The organism is Pseudomonas sp. WSY_20 (genome assembly GCF_043104335.1).
In the GTDB taxonomy this organism is placed as follows: domain Bacteria; phylum Pseudomonadota; class Gammaproteobacteria; order Pseudomonadales; family Pseudomonadaceae; genus Aquipseudomonas; species Aquipseudomonas parafulva_B.
Window position 1 is genome coordinate 22,671 of the sequence record NZ_JBICKP010000009.1, and the last position, 18,427, is coordinate 41,097.

Genomic DNA, 18,427 nt, shown 5'->3' on the forward strand with positions numbered 1-18,427 from the left:
GCCCCTGCCAGACGCTCAACGCCACGACATCGCAGGCCACGGGTACTGCCGCTCCCATTGCCAGGCGTGGGCCACGATCACTTCCAGCTCCGCGTGCACAGGCCGCCAACCCAGCACCTGCATGGCCTTGCTGGCATCGGCCACCAGTCGAGGCGGGTCGCCTGCGCGGCGCGGTGCATCCAGCACGGTGATGGGGCGGCCCGTCACGGTCCTGGCCGCATCAATGACCTCCTGCACCGAGAACCCCTGGCCATTGCCCAGGTTGAACACTGCACGCTCACCGCCTTCGAGCAGGTAGTCCACGGCCAGTGCATGGGCGCAGGCCAGATCAGTCACATGGACGTAATCGCGGATGCACGTGCCGTCGGGGGTGGGGTAGTCCCGGCCGAACAGCGTGACTGCCTCGCGCCGGCCCGAGGCGGCCTGGAGGATGAGCGGGATCAGGTGTGTCTCCGGCTCATGGCGCTCGCCGAGCAACCCGGCCGGGTCGGCGCCTGCGGCATTGAAATAGCGCAGGCACACCGACTTGAGCCCATAGGCCCGATCGAAGTCCTCAAGAATCTGTTCCACCATCCACTTGCTCAGCCCATACGGGTTGATCGGCGACTTGGGATGGGCCTCGTCGATGGGCACGTACTGCGGATCCCCGTACACAGCCGCCGTGGAGGAGAAAATCAGGCACTTGATACCTGCGTTGACCATCGCCTGCAGCAGCGACAGGGTAGCGGCGACGTTGTTCTGGTAATACTTGCCCGGTGCGCTGACCGATTCGCCCACCTGGATGAATGAGGCAAAATGAAACACCGCGTCGAACGTGCACATGCCGAACAGCACGTTTAGCGCAGCTTCATCGGCGATATCCAATCGGGCCCACTGAATGCCCGGCCCTGGCGATACCAGGTCCGCTACAACCACTGAATGCCCGGCAGCCAACAGATAGCCGACCATGTGCGAGCCAATGTAGCCCGAGCCCCCCACCACCAGGTACCTCATCCACACCTCCACGAAGCCGCTGTCGACAGACACCGTGAACCGTCCCTGGAACATGCAGGCGGGATGCTCGGCTAACAGGTGCCCTGAGCGTAGATGGCCATCTGCCCTATTTCAAGAACAGCCAATTGGACATGTAGGTGCCGTCCAGGATGATGTGATAACGCCCATCTCGGTAGCTGGCGGGCAGGGGTTTGAGCTGCGCCTGGGCATCGCGGGCGAACAGTTTCAACCCAGCAGGCGCCTTGATGCTCAGCTCGGCCTTGAGCGGCTCGACATGAAAGCGCGTGTTTTGCTCAGGCTGGGGCACCGCTCGCGTGCCCAGGGACACCAGCATGCTGCGCGACTGGCCTAGCACGACCCCGTCGAGGCTTTGCACGGCGACACTGGCGTAGGGCGTGCTCGCCTGCACCTGGACATCAGCCAACGTGATCGTGCGCCCGCCCAGCCAGCCCGTCACCGCTTGGGTGAGCGGGGTGTCGATGGTATAGAGGCCGGACTGCCAGTTGCGCTTGAGCTCGCCGGTATCGCTCACCGACTCAGTCGCGTCTGCCGGCAGCAACGCCTGGGCAGGATCGTGCAGCACGGTAGCTCCGTCAGCGATGGCAGCAGGTTTGAGCCAGGGCAACTCGGGCGTGGCAGGCAAGGCGATCTGCAGCTGGCCCAGACCAACCGCCGTGCGCAGCAGCGCCGAAGTACGCGGGGTGACCTGCTGATTGAACAAGGTATCGGTGCTGGGCGCGAATACGTAGTGGGTACTGGCGGGTTGAACGTCCCCGCGCCGATACATCAGCGCCGCAGCCGGCAGGGTGGCTAGCAAGGCCGGATCATTGTAGGCATGCCAGTTGTCTGCCGTGCGCCAGCCGGGGTTGAACGCCTGTTGACTGTAGGCGTACTGCAGCATGGCGTCCCAACCCTGGTGGCTGGCGGTGCCGGCGATATACAGCGGCAGGGAGTGCCGGTCAGGCAACGGGAATGGCTCGGCGTTCCATTCGCTGACCGTCAACGGCTTGCCCACGAGCTGGGCGGCGGCCAGCCAGTCGATCAAACCATCACTGGTCAGCGGGTTCTTCTCCAGCTGGCCGCTGGCACCGTAGCTGTGGGCATCGATGACATCACCCACCGTGAGGGCGGGCAGGGCACTCAGGCCATTGCCTCCCCAGGTGCTGGTGGTGGCGATCGGCACTCTTACCCCCAAGGCGCGCAGGTGCGCGATCATGTCGGCATTGAAGCGCTCCTCGAGGTCGTTGAGAAACAGCTTGGAGGGGCCAGGCTGCCAGGCCCGCCAGGTCAGCTCCGCAGGCAGGTCGTGCTGGCTGGCGAACGCCTTGGCAGCGGCCATGTAACGCTGACTGTGGCGGGGCACGTCCTTGTCCGGGAGCAGGGCGTTGCCGTAGTGCTGGGTGATGTCGTTCTCGTTGGTGAGCAGGATAGCCGCGATGGCGGGGTCATCTTTGTAAGCCAGCCCTGTCAGGGGGTTTACATGGCCCAGGTACTGAGTAGCAAAGCGTTTCATCGCCTGCTGGATGCTGGCGTTGACGTAGGCGTAGCCCTTCAGGTCGACCCGCGCTTCGCCCTTGGCCAGTTCGCCAAAGTCATCGATACCGTCCTGGGTGGTCAGGGCGCGTTGCACGTGCAGGTCCAGCCAGATGTAGATGCCCTCGTCCTTCAGCGCCTTGATCCAGAGGTCAAGCTTGCGCATGGACTCGGCGTCCACCCGTTGGGTGTTGCGTACCAGCGTACCGTCACCAAATACATTGGGGCTCACCCAGGGCGAGTCGTGATGGTGCAGCCGTACAAGGTTGAAGCCCAGCGCCGACAGGCGTTTGGCCTGCTGGACAATCTCCTCGTCAGGGCTCTTGAACAGGGCGTAGGCCGACAGGTTGGTGCCCCAGAACCGCACGGGCGTGCTGTCCTCGAACACCAACTGTTCACCAGACGCCTTGACGAAGCCGTGTTTGCCGGCGGGTTTTTGCTGCGCATTGAGAAACGACAGGTCTACCGGTGATGTGCGCCAGTCCAACTGGTCCAGTGGCCAGGTCTTTGGGTCCACCAGGCCGAAGCGCTCGGTTGGCGTGGGCGCCAGTGCGATGTCCCCCGTAACGTTCAGCGTGGCCTTGAGCTGTTGCTTGCCGGGGGCGATGTCGTCTTTGTAGAAGAAGGCGCGCAGCTCCGAGGGGTTGCCGCGCTCGAAGTAGACCTTGGCCAAGGGTGGGTCGAAACGCATCTCTACACGCCGGCCCTGTTCGGCACCGCCCCAGGACCACCCGCGGTTACCGGCCAGCAGTTGCGGGGCACCCATGGCCCCCGCGATCTGCGCCGGGTCGAACTGGAACACCATGCCGCCGCCTATCACATCGCGCTGGCGGCTATGGGCATCAAGGTCGAAGTCCCACGCCAGGGTTTGCGGTTGCACCTGAGTGATTGCTGCCTTGAGCTCGAAATCCAGGGCCTTGTTCTGCCCTTGCAAGGTGTAGCGTGCCGGGGCATCGACGCTCAGGGCCGTCTGGAAACCCGTCCAGCTCCAGTCCTGCGCCCAGAAGTCGAACTTGGCGCTCATCACCGGCCCGCCACCCTGTGTTACCACCGGCAGGCCGTTCTGCTCATCGATGCTGACCTGCCACGCCTCGGCCTGAACGTTGATGGGCAAGGCCAGGGCGCACAGGGCGGTCAGGCTCAGCAGGGCACGCATGGCAGACAGGGTCATGAAAGGCTCCTGGGTTGCGCAGAGGGGATGTCGTAAGCGGGCGTAGCGAGCGCGTGCTGCCGGCGGATCATGTGGGTGTAGGCCACAGCCAATCCGGCGATGGACCAGTACACCACCGGGATGAAGGTGATGCTGCTGACGGTGAAGATGATCACCAGGATGCCGATCAATGTCGCCAGCAACACCCGGCCAAGCTGGCGACGTTCGTCATCCTTGTCGTCGAAGCTGCGCATGGCCTTGTAGAGGCCGCGCAGCACCACGGCAAAAAAGGCCACGAACAATCCAAGCCCGACCAAGCCGACGTGCAGGGCCAAATTGATGTAGGAATTGACGATATCGATGATGCCTTCTCCCTGGATCATCGACTGCATTTCGGGCGTGTTGCGAAAATCGAACGAGCCGAACAACGGATTGCGCTGAATGACGATCCAGGCATTGTCCATGAGCCGCTCGCGGTAGGTAATGTTCTCTTTTTCAAGGTTGCCAATGAACGGCAGCAGGTCCAGCACTTTATCGCCACCGGGTATCACGCCCAGCAGCGGCAGTGCGAGCACCCCCGCCGTAGCCAGCAGGGCCAGGCGCCGCACGGCACCCCTGCCCAGTGCCACGAACACCACCACGATCACCGCAGCGCCGATCCAGGGCCCGCGTGAGAGCGGCGCGAACAGACCGGCAGCCAGCAACAACGCGCCCATCCAGCGGTGCAACGGACGGCGCAGGTAACCTTGCACGAACAGGAACAGACCAATGGCGACGCTCATCACATAACCCAGCACGATGGCCTGGCCCGTGGTAACGCTGGCCCGCAGGGCCCCGCCGCGGCTCAGGTAGCCTGACAGGCTCCAGGGCACACCCATGGCGTCGATCAGGGCGCTGTACAGCAACCAGTGGCGTACGTACTCGGCGACCCCGATCAACGCCAGCAGGAAACCGACCAGCACGAAGGCCAGCATGGCGTCCTTGAAGTCGCTGACCTGGCGCAACCCACGGCTGGCCACGTAGTAGGGCAGGAACACATCGACATACAGGTACAGCGTCTGGCGCAGGGTGTCGGTGGGCGTGGTTTCGCGCAAGTAGAGCACACTCATCAACACCAGGCTCGCTGCCAGCAGGCGATCTGGCCAGGTGCGGCCGAAGCGCAGCGTGTCCGGCTGCCGACGCAGGGTCAGTGCGGCCGGTAGCAGCACGCACAGCGTCAACAGGCGGATGTGGTTGAGGTCGACCAGGTAGTTGACCACGCCGAACCCCGGTACCTGCGCCGCCGCCGGTGGGATCAGGAACAGCAGCAGGTAGAACAGCGCCATGGGGTTATGCTCACGGCGCCCGGCCAGGTACAGGATAAGCCCGCCTGCCGCCAGGTACAGCCAGAAGCTGTGGGAGACGAACGCCAGTACCGTCAGCAAAAACCACAGGTTGCGCCGGCGCTTGAAATCGCGCAGCGGGATCAGGTCGGTGGCAGGACGCCGAGCCAGCACGAATACCACGCTGGCCAGGAACAGGATGACGATCAACGCGCGAAAATGTTCAGGCATCAGCTATTTACACCTTCCTTTCGGTGGGCCACGGCTAGCATCATGGCTAATTGAAACTATAGTGACTTTTAGCCATTCAGTCAGAGATTGAACCCATGCCGTCGATTGAGGTGTCAGCCACCCCGAGCCTGCGCTCGCGGGCCTTGCGGGCGGGTTCATGGAACCTGGTCTCGCAAGTGGCTTCCCAACTGATGCGCCTGGGCGGCAACCTGATCATGGCGCGTATCCTGGTCCCGGAGATGTTCGGGGTCATGGTCATCGCCACCACGGTTTCGGTACTGCTTCACTTGCTCTCCGATGTGGGCCTGCGCCAGAACATCATCCAGAGCCACCGGGGTGACGACCCCGTTTTCCTCAACACGGCCTGGACCGTGCAGATCATTCGCGGCTTCATCCTGTTCGCCTTGACCTTGCTTCTGGCCCTGGGCGCGTGGCTGGCGCAGGTGGCTGAGCTATGGCCTGCGGACGCGACGTATGCAGCACCCGTGTTGCCGGCGGTACTGGCCATCACCGGCCTGTCTGCCGTGATCTGGGGTTTTCAGTCCACCAAGATAGACGTGGCAGTGCGAACCTTCCAACAAAAGCGCGTGGTGCTGGTCGACCTGGCGTCCCAAGTCGCGGGTCTGCTGGTAATGCTTGTGGTGGGCTACCTGACCCATTCCATCTGGGCGCTGGTCAGCGCTGGCCTGGTCTCTGCCCTGGCCTGGACGGTACTGGGCCACACTGCGCTGGAAGGCCCTGGCAACCGCCTGCACTGGGACCGCGCCGCCCTGAACGAGCTGATCGTGTTCGGGCGCTGGATCCTGCTGTCTTCGATGGTCGGGGTGCTGGCCATGTATGGTGACCGTATCTGGTTCGGTGCCAGCATGACGGCGGCGCAGCTGGGGGTGTACTCCATCGCCGTGTTGATCCTCGGTGCGGTGCAGATGGCCATTATGAAGGTGGTCGGCGCCGTGGCGCTGCCAGCGTTCAGCGAGGCAGCGCGTGCTGACGATCGCGAACGTCTGGTGGCCCTGTATCACCGTTTCCGGCTGTTGGTGGACCTGCTGGTGCTGTTCACCTGCGGGGGGTTTCTGACCGCCAGCCCGCTGCTGATTGGCTGGATGTACGACGAGCGGTACCGTGAAGCAGGGCCGATGCTCGCAATTCTCTCGCTGTCCTTCTTCACATTGCGCTATACATTGGCCCATCAGGTCTGGATCGCCTTGGGGCTGACCAAGTACCAGGCCATGGACAACATCATCCGCCTGGTGTCGTTGTGGGGGTTGCTGCCGGTACTGCTGTATTTCGGTGGGGTGGACTGGGCGATCTGGGGCGTTGCCCTGCACACGCTGCCCACACTGGTGTTGATCGTTTACGTGAACAGCAAACTGGGTATGTTCAGCCTCAAGCGCGAGCTTGCAGTGTTGCCGGCCCTTGTGGCCGGGGCGCTGTGCGGGGCTGGGCTGACCGCGTTGTTCGAGTGGATCTGAGCGCTACCTGTCGGAATTTTGTGAGGATGGCCAGGTGATCATGGGCAAGCAGAGCGTGTGCGCGTCACAGGTAGGTCGCAGGAGGTTTCTCAAGGGGTGCGCGGTGGTAGGGGCGACAGGCGCCGTGCTGGGTCCGATGACGGCGGTCGCCGGCCAAACGCTGCCACGGCACACCGCTGACACCAGCGAGGCGTTCGTGGTCATCAATGGCTGGGTATTGCCGTCCCAGTATTTCAAGAGCCCGTCGGCATGATCACCGATTTTCAGGAACACAAGACGCTGCGCGACAGCTACGACGTGTGCATCATCGGCGCCGGCCCGGCCGGCATCACGCTTGGGTTGCGCCTGGCGGCGGCTGGCTGGAGCGTGCTGCTGGCAGAGGGGGGTGGCCATGACTATGCACCTCGCTCTCAGGAGCTGTACGCCTGCACCTCCAGTGGGCTGCAACTGTATGCCGAGCAGACCCGGCTGCGTTACCTGGGCGGTACTTCAAACCATTGGGCAGGCCGCTGCCGACCCTTTACCCCGTCCGATTTTTCCATCGCTCCGCCAGGCGACCTGCCAGGCTGGCCCATTGCCTACGCCGAAATCGCGCGCTACCTGCCCGCCGCCATGGACATCGTCGATTTGCCCGCCGGTGCGGACTTTCACGCCATCAACACGGGCCTGGACGGCGACGAGTTCGAACCGGACCGCTTCCTGCTCAGTACCCCAACCCGATTTGCCCAAAAGTACGCCACCGCCCTGGAACAAACCCCAGGGCTGGACGTGTTCATCAATTGCAACTGCGTAGACCTGGAATTCGACCCCGCCTCTGGTCGGCTGGCAGCGGTGCTGCTGTCAGACTACGCCGGCAACCGCCAGCGTCAGGTCGCGCGGCATTTCATCCTCGCCGCAGGCGCCATCGAGAACGCGCGGCAACTGCTCAACAGCACCTCCCTGGCAGCGGCCGGGGTGATCAGCAAGGACGGCTTGGTAGGCCGGTGTTTCATGGAGCACCTGAACATCGACATGGGCACGTTCATCCTCAAGTCGGGGCTTGATCCCGATCCGCGCGAGTACTACACCACCGACGCCTTCATCGAGCATTTCAAGATCGGCAAGGGCAATGTGCGCGCGGCCCTGCTGGCCGATGTGCAAACCTACGGCCGTACCGCCGAGGTCAAGTACTTTTTGGAAACCTTGGCCTGTGACATGGGCGTGGCCAGCAAGGTGGCCTTCGTCGCCAGCTTCAGCTGCCCAGGCGACGGCATCATCAGCACCATGATCGAACAGTTCCCAAGCCTGCACAGCCGGATCTCCTTGCTCGACGAGAAGGATGCACTGGGCGTGGCCAAGGTCAACGTCAACTGGGTACTCGACGAGCAGGACCGGCACACGATCAAGTGCATCGGCACCGAGCTTGCGACCCAGTGGGCCAAGCAGAACCTGGGGTTCGTCAAACTCAACGACTTCGTCTACGACACCTCGGTACCGCTCAGGCTGTCGCCGCACGCCCACCACATGGGCACCACGCGCATGGCCGCCGACGCCCGTCATGGCGTGGTGGACCGCGACTGCAAGGTGTTCGGCACCGACAACCTGTATGCAGCCGGCAGCAGCATCTTCGCCACCGGCGGTGCCTCCAACCCGACCATGCCACTGTTGCAATTCGCCGTGCGCCTGGCCGAACACCTCGATGCCCGCATGAGCGCCCAGAGGAGCGCCGCGGCGTGATCCACCCGCTTTAGGAAAAGGGGTGCGGCGGTCAGCACACACAAGAATGAGACCGGCGGCGCCCAGGGATAACTCAGGTTGCATCGATTGCGAGGCCAGGCAGCATGATGGGATGGATACGCAGAGCCGTAATGCAGTATGCCCACCGCACGGGACGGGCGCGCGGTTTGTACAAGAAGATGTGCAACCCTGCGGGGCTGGAATGGGGCACCTACCTGGCCCGCTGGGGCGGTTTTCACTCCGTGGGCACCAACGTCTACATCAACCAGGGTTGCAACGTGACCGATCCATCGCTGGTGCGCATCGGCAACAGCGTGGGCTTGTCCGATTGCACCCTCATCGGCCATGACGGCGTCGTGCTACTGATCGAGCACCGCTTCGGCAAGCACCTGGACTCGGTCGGCTTCATCGACATCAAGGACAACTGTTTCATCGGTCACGGCGCAATCATCATGCCGCGCGTGACCATCGGCCCGGACTCCGTCGTGGCCGCCGGGGCCGTGGTGACCAAGGACGTGCCGCCTGGCACCGTCTACGGGGGTAACCCCGCGGCCTTCATCTGCACCACCGACGCGCTGATCAAACGGGTGGAAGCCCGCTGCGAAGCCTATCCCTGGATCGACATCGTCAAGCAGCGCAAGGGCGCCTTCGACCCGCAGGTGGAGCCCATGCTGATGGCCCAGCGGCGCCAGTACTTCTTCGGGGACAGCGACAATGGCTAAGCCGGTGGATGTGATGGTGGTCAATTTCAACACGGCCGGTTTGCTGCAGCCCATGTTCGATGCCTTGCGCAGCGCCGACAGTGAGCATCTGGCGCGCTACCTGGTGGTGGACAACGCCTCGGCCGATGACTCACTTGCACGCCTGACCCAGGTCTGCCCTCAGGCAGTGGTGCTTAGCAACCCGAAGAACGTAGGGTTTGGTCGTGCCAACAACCAGTTGCTGGCGCACCTGCAAGGCCAGTACGCCCTGCTGCTCAACACTGATGCTTTCATCGCCCAGGACGCGCTGCACAAAACGCTGGACTACATGCAGGCGCATCCGGAATGTGGCGTGCTCGGTGTTCGGCTCGAAGGTCGCGATGGCAGCCTGCAACCGAGCTGCCGGTATTTTCCGACGCCGCTCAACGTGTTTCTCGCCCGCACCGGGCTCGAACGCTTCGTCCCCGGCGTACAGCGCGTCGACGACATGAGCTGGGACCATGGCTCGGTGCGCGAATGCGATTGGCTGCCTGGATGTTTCTACCTGGTGCGCCGCGAAGTCCTTGACCAGGTGGGGCTGTTCGACCCCCGTTTCTTTCTGTATTACGAAGAGGTCGACCACTGCAAGCGCGTCAAGGCCGCGGGCTGGAAGGTGGTGTTTTACCCGCACACCACGGTGGTGCATATCGGCGGCGAGAGCTCCAAGTCGGTGGCCCAGCTCGAAGCCGCGAGCCGACAGATCTCCACGTATCAGATCGAAAGCGAGCTGCTGTACTTTCGCAAGCACCACGGCCGCGCGGGCCTTGCCCTGCATATGGGGCTGGTGAGCCTGGGTGACGTGATACTGGCGCTCAAGGCAATGATCAAGCGGCGCGGGCCGGAGGCCTTGAAGGCCTGCTGGCTGCACAGCCGCACCACGTGGGCATTGCTGTTCAAAACCCGCTACGCCACCCAGCCGACAAGGTAGCGCGCCATGTTCGAGAATATTCGTGCCGATCTGCGGGCCCACGGTGGCGACTGGGGAGCCCAGGGGTTCTGGGTGATGTTGGTCTACCGGTTCGGCCGCTGGCGCTATGGCGTAAAGCCTGCGCCACTGCGCAAGCTCTGTTCGCTGGTCTACAAGGTGTTGTTCAAACTGGTACAGATCCTGACCGGGGTCGAACTGCCTTGCGAGGCGTTGGTGGGTCGCAATTTCGTCATCGATCACTTCGGCGGCATCATCGTCAGCGGCTACGCCCGGTTCGGTGACGACTGTCGCATTCGCAACGGCGTGGTGGTGGGGCTCAAGCAGGTCGATCGGCCTGTGGCGCCCGTGTTCGGTAACAATGTGGACATTGGTACCGGCGCCAAGATTCTGGGCGACATACGCATTGGCAACAATGTGGTGATTGGCGCCAATGCCGTCGTGCTGGTCGATGTGCCGGACAACAGCATTGCCGTGGGCGTGCCGGCGGTGGTCAAGCCCAGGCGCAGCCCTGCGACGCAGGTGATGCCGTGAGCGCACACCTGGAGAGCATTGGCGTCGTGGTGATTGGCCGCAACGAAGGCCAGCGCCTGGCGCGCTGCCTGCGCGCGCTGGTGACCCGTGTCGATACGGTGGTGTACGTGGATTCCGGCTCCACCGATGGCTCGGTTCAGCTCGCGCATCAGTTGGGTGTACACGTCCTGGCCCTGGACTTGTGTATCCCATTCACTGCCGCCCGCGCGCGCAACGAAGGCTTCGCCAGGCTGCACCAGTTGCAGCCTGGTCTGGACATGGTGCAGTTCGTTGATGGCGACTGCGAGATCGACGCCCAGTGGCTGCCCACTGCCCACGCCTTCTTGCAACAGCACGCAGAGGTTGCGGTTGTTTGCGGGCGGCGGCGTGAGCGCTTTGCCCAGCATAGCGTCTACAACCAGTTGTGCGACCTGGAGTGGGACACCCCGGTTGGCCAAGCCGAGGCCTGTGGCGGTGACGCATTGATGCGTGCCCAGGCATTCGCCAGCGTAGGCGGCTTCCGGGCGGGGCTGATTGCCGGCGAGGAGCCGGAGCTGTGTGTACGTTTGCGAGCCGCGGGCTGGAAAATATGGCGCCTGGACGCCGAAATGACCCTGCACGATGCAGCCATGACGCGCTTCGGCCAATGGTGGCGACGCAGCATGCGCGCCGGCTACGCCTATGCCGAAGGCGCCTGGTTGCATGGTGCTGCACCCGAGCGGCACTGGGTGCGTGAGTCCCGCCGTGCCTGGGTCTGGGGGCTGGGGATCCCGCTGCTGACACTGGCGGCATGCCTGGTGTTCGGGGTAGGGGGACTGGCGCTCTTGCTGCTGTACCCACTGCAAGTCCTGCGGTTGGCCAGGCGCGGCGGCCTGGCGCCCCGGCAACGCAGGTTGCAGGCCTTGTTTCTGGTCCTGGGCAAGTTCCCAGAGGCAGTGGGGCAACTGAAATTCTGGCGCCAGCGGCTGTTGCCCGGCAAATCAGCGCTGATCGAGTACAAGTGAGATGACCCCATGATGCTTGTCCGCCTCGTGAGCAGCTTATCGACGTTGCAACCCGGTTTCACCCCGCGAGCCTTGAAGAGCAAGTGCGCGCTGGCCGTGCTGATGGTGAGCCATCGCCACGCGCTCGAGCGCTTCATGGGGCGCATGAGGACTGCACTGGGCCCCCAGTGGCGGCAGCGCGTAGGGGACGACGCGCTGGGCATGGTGCAATGGCCCTACATCAGCAGCGGCTGGAACGTGGCCCAACGGCTCGATGCCGTTGCCTCGCATTTCGAAGTGGTGACTGCTAAAGCGCCGGTGCTACTGATCACGAGCCGCGATGAGCGCCGCGTGTTGTGCGATTTGGGGGACCATTCACCGGCCTGCAGCCTAGTGCTGGACCGGCCGATCTGGTTCAAGCGCGAAGGCGAGTTGGTCCTGAACCTGTTTCAGGGCGACCTGCGGGTCGCGTCACTGGCCTTCACCCTGTGTAACGACGGGAACAGGTTGACGCTTTTCATCGGCGCCGTGCAAGGCATCCACAAAGGTATCGACAGTGAAACGTCCTTGGGCATCTACCGCGACCTGACCAAGCATTTCGAAGGCCTGCGCCCGCGCAGCCTGGTGCTCGAAGCGCTCAAGTGCCTGGCGCGCTCGCTCTCGGTCGATCGCATACTGGCCGTCAGCGACGGCTTCAGGCACCACCGTCATCCCTATTTTGGCGCCGATACCGGCCGTGAACTGGCGGCCGACTACGATGCTATCTGGCAGGAGCACGGCGGCCAGCCGGCACCCTGCAACGGTTTTTTCGAGCTACCCCTGGAGGCTGCACAGCGCGCCGAATCGGACATTCCCGCCAAGAAACGGGCGATGTACCGCCGCCGGCAAGCTTTGCTCGACAGTGTTTTCACGCGCATGCACAAGGCTTTGGCAGGCGCTGCCGGCAACCATGAACTACAAGAACTACAAGGGGATGCATGCGCTGGGCATGCATCGGCAGTGGACGCTCCGCCCCTGACAGAAGGCCGTACATAAGGCTTGTCGGGCGTGGTGTGTCATCAAGCGGGTTTGGATCTGGATTCGTATGCGTATTGCTTACTTCGTCAATCAGTACCCGAAGGTGAGTCACAGTTTCATACGGCGCGAAATCCTGGCGATTGAACGCCTGGGCATTACGGTTCAGCGCATTGCCCTGCGCGGATGGGACGCCCAGTTGCAGGACCCTGAGGATGTCTGCGAGAAAGCCAAAACGGTGTATGTGCTGCAGCATGGGCTGGCGGGTTTGCTCAAACCGCTCTGGCGCGTGCTGCGGGCACAACCACGGCGTTTCTGCCAAACCCTGAGCCTGGCCTTGCGCATGGGATACAGGGCGGACCGCGCCTGGCCGTATCACCTGGTATACCTGGCTGAAGCCTGCCAGGTACTGCTCTGGCTGCAGCAAAGCGGGGCCTCCCACGTTCATGCCCACTTTGGCACCAACTCCGCTGAAGTCGTCATGCTTGTCCACGCACTGGGTGGGCCGCCGTTCAGTTTCACCGTCCACGGACCGGAGGAGTTCGACAAGCCGCAGTTCCTGCACCTGGGCGACAAGGTCGACCGTGCAGCGTTCGTAGCGGCTGTCAGTGCCTACGGACGCAGCCAGCTATATCGCTGGGTGGCCCACGCCAACTGGCCGAAGGTCAAGGTGGTGCATTGCGGTCTGGAACGCGCGTTTCATGAGGTGCCCAGCGTGGCGATACCCCAGGCCCCGAGACTGGTTTGCGTGGGCCGCCTGTGCGAGCAGAAAGGCCAGTTACTGCTGCTGGAGGCCGCGTCCCGGCTGGCGGCGCGTTCCATCGCCTTCGAACTGGTGCTGGCCGGTGATGGCGAGATGCGCGGCGAGATAGAGCGGTTGATCGCCCATCATGGCTTGCAGCAACAGGTGTGCATCACCGGCTGGATCGGCAGTGAGCAGGTGCGCGAGCACATGCTTGCGGCGCGTGCCTTGGTGCTGCCCAGCTTCGCCGAAGGGTTGCCCGTGGTCTTGATGGAGGCCATGGCGCTGCGTCGTCCTGTGCTGAGCACCTATGTGGCAGGTATCCCCGAACTGGTGCGCCCTGGCGAGAACGGCTGGCTGGTGCCAGCGGGGGACGTCGAACAATTGACCGAAGCCATGGCTGACTGCCTCCGGCAGCCGGTCGAGACGCTGCAGCGGATGGGCGCAGCCGGCCATGCGCGGGTGTTGGAGCGGCATGATGTGGACACTGAGGCGGCCCGGCTGGCCGAGTATTTCAAGGCAACGGCATGATCACTGTATTGACGTTCTTACTGGGGGGGCTGGCGCTCCTAGTCTCGGTTCCGGTGCTGGTGCTGCTGGGGCAGGTGTTGCTGGCCTACCTTCCCGCTCGTGCGCAACCCGTCGCTGCCCGGGCGCGCCCGCAGGTTGCCGTGCTGGTCCCGGCCCATGACGAGGCCAGCATCATCGCCGCCACGCTCGCGAGCCTGGTGCCGCAACTGCAAGCCGGTGACCGCCTGCTGGTCGTGGCCGACAACTGCAGCGACGACACAGCGCGACGGGCCGAGGAGGGCGGTGCTGAAGTGGTTGTGCGTCAGGATGCCTTGCGCCGGGGTAAAGGCTATGCGCTGGACTTCGGTATGCGTCACCTGGCCGCCGACCCGCCCCAGGTGGTGATCATCGTCGATGCCGATTGCCGTGCTGAGCAAGGGGCGCTCGAACAACTGGCCCTTCGCTGCGCGCAGAGCGGCCGGCCGGTGCAGGCGCTGTACCTCATGAAGGCGCCGGCAGGTGCCGGTCTCAAGGTGCAGGTGGCCGAGTTCGCCTGGCGGGTCAAGAACCTGGTCCGGCCCCGTGGCTGGGCACGGGTGGGCTTGCCCTGCCAGCTCATGGGCTCGGGCATGGCGTTCCCGTGGCAGGACTTGGCCGCCGTGGACCTGGCCAACGGGCATCTGGTCGAAGACGTGAAATTGGGCCTTGACCTCTGCCAGCGGGGCACGCCGCCGTTGTTCTGCCCGCAGGCGCTGGTCACCAGTCAGTTCCCGACCAGTGAGCAAGGCCTTAACAGCCAGCGCACGCGTTGGGAGCACGGGCACCTGGGGCTGATGCTGGCCGATGCGCCCCGTCGCGCCTGGGCTGCCTTCAGCCAGCGCAACGTGGCCTTGGCCGGTTTGACGCTGGACGTGCTGGTGCCTCCGCTGGCCCTGCTGGTCCTGATGTTGCTGGGGCTCAACGCCCTTACCTGGGTGGCCTACGCCGTGACAGGCGTGGCGACACCTGCCTGGATGGCCCTGAGTGCGTTGCTGCTACTGGCGCTTGCCGTGCTGCTGGCCTGGGCCCGATTCTGCCGCGACGTGATCCCGTTCTCGGTGCTGCTGTATGCGCCGTTCTACGCCTTGCGCAAGGTGCCGGTGTACGTGGGCTTCCTGATCAAGCGCCAGGTGGAGTGGGTGCGCTCCCGCCGGGAGGACGATTGATGGCTGCAAAGCAGTGGCCAGCACGGTGGCACGCGGTGATCGACCAGCTGCAGGTGGTCGAGGATAGCGAGGCTGCTGAGCGCCTGCTGCACGCCTTGGCTGCCCCTGTAGCCCCGACCGTGCTGGGCTTCGTCAATGCCCATGCCATGAATCTGGTCGTTCGCGATGACGCCTATGGCGAAGCGCTGCTGGGCGCCGATGTGCTGCTGCGCGATGGCTCGGGCATGGCGATGCTGTACCGTCAGCTCGGGTTGGCGCCAGGGTTGAACATGAACGGGACGGATTTCATTCCTCGGCTGGTGCACGCCTACGCAGGCCGCCGCGTGGCCTTCTGGGGCACCCGCCAGCCTTATCTGGGGCAGGCTGTTCAGTGCTGCGTTGCCACCTATGGCGTCACGCCGGTTTCGGTGCATGACGGCTTCGCCGACGTGTCGACGTACCTGCACCTGGCGACCGAGCATCGGCCGGATCTGATCCTGCTAGGCATGGGCATGCCCAAGCAGGAGGCCGTGGCGGCTGCGCTCAAAGGCACGGGCCTTGTGTGCACGATCGTTTGCGGCGGCGCCGTGTTGGACTTCATGGGCGGCAAGGTCCATCGCGCACCGGCCTGGGTCAGGCGGCTGGGTGCAGAGTGGCTGTACCGCTTGCTGTGCGAGCCCCGGCGGCTGTTCATGCGCTACGTGGTGGGCAACCCGCTGTTCCTGTTACGCGCCCGGCGGTTCGCCCGGGCAGGGCGAGCGCTGCATCCTGGCGGCTGACGACATGGCGCGGTCGCGCGAAGTTACCGCGCAGCCAAGGACGGGCTGCTACAGTGATATCACCGCTACAGACACCCGCGCGCGCCTGCTGCTGTACCGGTTTCGCCAACGCTGTCCTTCAGTATCAAAGGGCGATTACAGGCCCTGGCCATGTACCCATCGATGAGGTCTGAAATGGTGTTCGAACCCCGAAGCAGCCGGTCTTTGCTTCAGCGCAGAAGCAGCGTCAGCAACGCCGTGCAAGCCGGTCTGGATGGCGTGGCGGTGACCGGCATTGCCTGGTACCTGATCTATGACCAGTTCGGCTACATCACGTCCGACTACGTCATCATGCTGCTGTTGCTGATCGGAGCGCTGGCGGTCATTTACGATCACTACGCCATCTATCGCACCAACGTCGGGCTGTCGATCAAGGCGTTCCGGCTGTTCAAGGCATGGTCGGCAACGTTCTGCTTTCTGGTGGTCATGGCCTTTCTGACCAAGCAGAGCGAAACCTATTCACGGCTGTTAGTGGTGGAATTGTTCGTCATCGGCTACATCGCCCAGCTGTTTCTGCATGTTGCCGTGCGTGAACTGCAAAAACGCTTTACCGCCCACGCTCGCCTTGAGAACGCCCTGATCATCGGCGACGGTGACCTGGCTAATTTCCTCTATCAGAAAATCAGCAGCAACCCCTGGTTCGGGGAACGGGTGGTAGGCTGCGTGTTGACCGCAAAAGCCGCGCCGCACGGCGACGACGTCGAGCACGGCAAGCAGCGCCTGCCGGTGCTGGGGCATATCAGCGATTTGGACGGCATCGTCGCCCAGCATGGCATCCGCACGGTCTACCTGGTGACGCCACTGGGAGGCTCGCAAGTCATCAGCGACGTCTATTTCAAACTGCTCGACAAGTGCATCGCAGTGAACTGGGTGCCCGACATTTTCTCCCTGCGCCTGATCAACCATAGCGTGCGCGAAATCGCCGGTATTCCTGTCCTGACCCTGTCTGAAACCCCGTTGACCGGCATGAGCCTGTTCCTGAAGAACCTCGAGGATCGTGTCCTGGCGGCACTGATTCTGCTGTGTGCATCGCCGGTGTTGCTGGCTGTGGCCCTGGCGATCAAGCTCGACAGCCCAGGCCCGGTGTTCTTTCGCCAGGAACGCACGGGCTGGACCGGGGAATCGTTTCGGATCTGGAAATTTCGCAGCATGCATGTTCACCAGCCCGAAGCCGGGCAGATCAAGCAGGCACAGAAAAACGACCCGCGCCTGACCCGGGTCGGCGCCTTCATCCGGCGCACTAGCCTCGATGAGCTGCCGCAGTTGTTCAATGTACTGACGGGCGAGATGTCATTGGTTGGCCCCAGGCCCCATGCATTGCAGCATGACACCTTGTACTCCCAGGACATCGTCGACTATTTCGCGCGCCACAACATCAAGCCAGGCATGACCGGCCTTGCCCAGGTGCGGGGCTTCAGGGGTGAAACTAAGGACATCGAGCAGATGATCCAGCGTGTCGATTCGGACATCGAGTACATCAACAACTGGTCCCTGTGGCTGGATTTCGTGATCCTGGTGCGCACCCTAAACGCCTTCACCGGCAAGCAGGCGTACTAGCGACCCAAGCCAGACAGGCTGGGTGTTTTGCGCTACAGATCTTGCGGTGCGCCAGTCAGGGGATGCAATTCTCGAAACGCCTGCGCTTCTGCCACCAGCCAGTCGTGTACCGCACGTGCGCCGGGCTGGTTCAACCCGCCAGGCGGGTAGTGCACCACGTAGCGCTTGTGGTTGGGGATGGCGACCCCGAATGGCACGATCAGCGCGCCACGCTCCAGTTCGTCGTTGAGCAGGGTACGCCGGGCAATGGCCACGCCAAGGCCCGCAATGGCCGCCTCGATGGTCAGGTGGTTGCGGTTGAAGGTGTGGCCACGCCGTACGGCTTGCGCAGGCGCACCGATGCCTTCCAGGTAGAACTCCCATTCGGCATATTCCGAGCTGCCTCGCCAGGCCGTGATGTCGTGCAGCAACGGGTAGTGCACCAAGTCCGCTGGCCCGTGCAGCGGGGGACGCCCACGCAGCAGGGCTGGGGAGCAGACCGGGAAGATCTGCTCGGCCAGAAGCGGCGTCGACAGCATACCGGGGTAGCTGCCGTCGTTGAGGTCGATCGCCAGGTCAAAATCCCCAGGCGTCAGGGCCTGTGCGCTGTCCTCGGCCACCAGCCGCAGCTCGATGTCGGGGTAGCGTTGCTGGAAACGTGACAGCCGCGGGGTCAGCCACTTGGCCAGGAACGAGGGGATCGAGCGCACCCGTACGGTGCCGCGTATTTCACCTGCATCCAGGCGCACCAGTTCTGCCTCGATGCTGCCATAGGCGTCCGCCACCGTCTGAGCCAGGCGCTGGCCTTCGGCGCTCAGTTCCACGCCACGGGCGCGGCGCAGGAACAGCCGATAACCCAGGCGCTCCTCCAGTTGGCGCATCTGCTGGCTTACGGCCCCGGGGGTGATATGCAGCTCCTCGGCGCAGCGGGTGAACGACAGGTGACGGGCGGCACAGGCGAACACGTGCAGCCAGACGAAGGATTGCCCTGTCAGTTGGCGTCTCATGGTTTAGTCCTGCTAAAGGCTGGCTTAGGAAGTTTCGT

Annotated in this window: 16 protein-coding genes; 12 read left to right on the forward strand and 4 right to left on the reverse strand. The window is 63.6% G+C overall.

The features are described 5' to 3' along the window. Positions 1–15: 15 nt before the first annotated feature. The 3 genes from galE to ACF8E5_RS01065 form a co-directional block, all read right to left on the reverse strand. Positions 16–993: a UDP-glucose 4-epimerase GalE gene (galE, locus tag ACF8E5_RS01055; protein ID WP_392474823.1), complete on the reverse strand. Its 978-nt coding sequence runs from the start codon at positions 991–993 to the stop codon at positions 16–18. Between the two features lie 106 nt (positions 994–1,099). Next, positions 1,100–3,697: a cellulase family glycosylhydrolase gene (locus ACF8E5_RS01060; protein WP_392474778.1), complete on the reverse strand. Its 2,598-nt coding sequence runs from the start codon at positions 3,695–3,697 to the stop codon at positions 1,100–1,102. Further along, on the reverse strand, positions 3,694–5,229 hold the full coding sequence (locus ACF8E5_RS01065; protein ID WP_392474779.1) for an O-antigen ligase family protein: 1,536 nt from the start codon (positions 5,227–5,229) through the stop codon (positions 3,694–3,696). Before ACF8E5_RS01065 ends, ACF8E5_RS01060 begins: the two co-directional genes overlap by 4 nt. A 95-nt stretch (positions 5,230–5,324) precedes the next feature. On the opposite strand from ACF8E5_RS01065, the gene ACF8E5_RS01070 reads away from it, so the two are divergent. The 12 genes from ACF8E5_RS01070 to ACF8E5_RS01125 all read left to right on the forward strand — a co-directional run bounded on the left by ACF8E5_RS01070 (position 5,325) and on the right by ACF8E5_RS01125 (position 17,403). Then, the gene (locus ACF8E5_RS01070) at positions 5,325–6,701 is read left to right on the forward strand and encodes an oligosaccharide flippase family protein (protein ID WP_078478664.1); all 1,377 of its coding nucleotides are present in this window, start codon (positions 5,325–5,327) and stop codon (positions 6,699–6,701) included. 40 nt (positions 6,702–6,741) lie between these two features. Beyond that, entirely contained in the window at positions 6,742–6,954 is a 213-nt protein-coding gene (locus ACF8E5_RS01075; protein ID WP_145254511.1) for a twin-arginine translocation signal domain-containing protein, read from the forward strand. Continuing rightward, positions 6,951–8,417: an FAD-dependent oxidoreductase gene (locus tag ACF8E5_RS01080; RefSeq protein ID WP_196186531.1), complete on the forward strand. Its 1,467-nt coding sequence runs from the start codon at positions 6,951–6,953 to the stop codon at positions 8,415–8,417. Before ACF8E5_RS01075 ends, ACF8E5_RS01080 begins: the two co-directional genes overlap by 4 nt. A gap of 104 nt (positions 8,418–8,521) precedes the next feature. Continuing rightward, a complete protein-coding gene (locus ACF8E5_RS01085) occupies positions 8,522–9,139 on the forward strand; it encodes an acyltransferase (RefSeq protein ID WP_197844762.1) in 618 nt (205 codons plus the stop codon). Further along, positions 9,132–10,085, forward strand: a complete 954-nt coding sequence (locus ACF8E5_RS01090) for a glycosyltransferase family 2 protein (protein ID WP_392474780.1) — start codon at positions 9,132–9,134, stop codon at positions 10,083–10,085. Before ACF8E5_RS01085 ends, ACF8E5_RS01090 begins: the two co-directional genes overlap by 8 nt. 6 nt (positions 10,086–10,091) lie before the next feature. After that, a complete protein-coding gene (locus ACF8E5_RS01095) occupies positions 10,092–10,616 on the forward strand; it encodes a serine O-acetyltransferase (RefSeq protein ID WP_058639225.1) in 525 nt (174 codons plus the stop codon). Continuing rightward, a complete protein-coding gene (locus ACF8E5_RS01100) occupies positions 10,613–11,599 on the forward strand; it encodes a glycosyltransferase family 2 protein (protein WP_392474781.1) in 987 nt (328 codons plus the stop codon). The genes ACF8E5_RS01095 and ACF8E5_RS01100 overlap by 4 nt, the downstream gene beginning before the upstream one ends. A 9-nt stretch (positions 11,600–11,608) precedes the next feature. Beyond that, complete coding sequence (locus tag ACF8E5_RS01105; RefSeq protein ID WP_392474782.1) at positions 11,609–12,613, forward strand: DUF535 family protein; 1,005 nt, start codon at positions 11,609–11,611, stop codon at positions 12,611–12,613. 49 nt (positions 12,614–12,662) lie between these two features. Further along, positions 12,663–13,865, forward strand: coding sequence for a glycosyltransferase (locus ACF8E5_RS01110; RefSeq protein WP_058639227.1), 1,203 nt, complete (start codon positions 12,663–12,665; stop codon positions 13,863–13,865). Continuing rightward, a complete protein-coding gene (locus ACF8E5_RS01115; protein ID WP_196125503.1) occupies positions 13,862–15,049 on the forward strand; it encodes a glycosyltransferase family 2 protein in 1,188 nt (395 codons plus the stop codon). The genes ACF8E5_RS01110 and ACF8E5_RS01115 overlap by 4 nt, the downstream gene beginning before the upstream one ends. Beyond that, positions 15,049–15,807: a WecB/TagA/CpsF family glycosyltransferase gene (locus ACF8E5_RS01120; protein ID WP_058639229.1), complete on the forward strand. Its 759-nt coding sequence runs from the start codon at positions 15,049–15,051 to the stop codon at positions 15,805–15,807. The genes ACF8E5_RS01115 and ACF8E5_RS01120 overlap by 1 nt, the downstream gene beginning before the upstream one ends. A gap of 174 nt (positions 15,808–15,981) precedes the next feature. Beyond that, on the forward strand, positions 15,982–17,403 hold the full coding sequence (locus tag ACF8E5_RS01125) for an undecaprenyl-phosphate glucose phosphotransferase (protein WP_196186525.1): 1,422 nt from the start codon (positions 15,982–15,984) through the stop codon (positions 17,401–17,403). Positions 17,404–17,435: 32 nt separating this feature from the next. On the opposite strand, the gene ACF8E5_RS01130 is transcribed toward ACF8E5_RS01125, so the two are convergent. Further along, complete coding sequence (locus tag ACF8E5_RS01130; RefSeq protein ID WP_058639231.1) at positions 17,436–18,389, reverse strand: LysR substrate-binding domain-containing protein; 954 nt, start codon at positions 18,387–18,389, stop codon at positions 17,436–17,438. Positions 18,390–18,427: the final 38 nt, after the last annotated feature.

Excerpts from the sequence above, each read along its gene's own strand:
- ACF8E5_RS01115 (WP_196125503.1), top strand. The coding sequence starts at position 13,862 with ATGATCACTGTATTGACGTTCTTACTGGGGGGGCTGGCGCTCCTAGTC.
- ACF8E5_RS01120 (WP_058639229.1), top strand. The coding sequence starts at position 15,049 with ATGGCTGCAAAGCAGTGGCCAGCACGGTGGCACGCGGTGATCGACCAG.
- ACF8E5_RS01065 (WP_392474779.1), bottom strand. The coding sequence starts at position 5,229 with ATGCCTGAACATTTTCGCGCGTTGATCGTCATCCTGTTCCTGGCCAGC.
- ACF8E5_RS01105 (WP_392474782.1), top strand. The coding sequence starts at position 11,609 with ATGATGCTTGTCCGCCTCGTGAGCAGCTTATCGACGTTGCAACCCGGT.
- ACF8E5_RS01090 (WP_392474780.1), top strand. The coding sequence starts at position 9,132 with ATGGCTAAGCCGGTGGATGTGATGGTGGTCAATTTCAACACGGCCGGT.
- ACF8E5_RS01085 (WP_197844762.1), top strand. The coding sequence starts at position 8,522 with ATGATGGGATGGATACGCAGAGCCGTAATGCAGTATGCCCACCGCACG.
- ACF8E5_RS01110 (WP_058639227.1), top strand. The coding sequence starts at position 12,663 with ATGCGTATTGCTTACTTCGTCAATCAGTACCCGAAGGTGAGTCACAGT.
- ACF8E5_RS01060 (WP_392474778.1), bottom strand. The coding sequence starts at position 3,697 with ATGACCCTGTCTGCCATGCGTGCCCTGCTGAGCCTGACCGCCCTGTGC.
- ACF8E5_RS01070 (WP_078478664.1), top strand. The coding sequence starts at position 5,325 with ATGCCGTCGATTGAGGTGTCAGCCACCCCGAGCCTGCGCTCGCGGGCC.
- ACF8E5_RS01075 (WP_145254511.1), top strand. The coding sequence starts at position 6,742 with ATGGGCAAGCAGAGCGTGTGCGCGTCACAGGTAGGTCGCAGGAGGTTT.
- ACF8E5_RS01130 (WP_058639231.1), bottom strand. The coding sequence starts at position 18,389 with ATGAGACGCCAACTGACAGGGCAATCCTTCGTCTGGCTGCACGTGTTC.
- ACF8E5_RS01080 (WP_196186531.1), top strand. The coding sequence starts at position 6,951 with ATGATCACCGATTTTCAGGAACACAAGACGCTGCGCGACAGCTACGAC.
- ACF8E5_RS01095 (WP_058639225.1), top strand. The coding sequence starts at position 10,092 with ATGTTCGAGAATATTCGTGCCGATCTGCGGGCCCACGGTGGCGACTGG.
- ACF8E5_RS01125 (WP_196186525.1), top strand. The coding sequence starts at position 15,982 with ATGGTGTTCGAACCCCGAAGCAGCCGGTCTTTGCTTCAGCGCAGAAGC.
- galE (WP_392474823.1), bottom strand. The coding sequence starts at position 993 with ATGAGGTACCTGGTGGTGGGGGGCTCGGGCTACATTGGCTCGCACATG.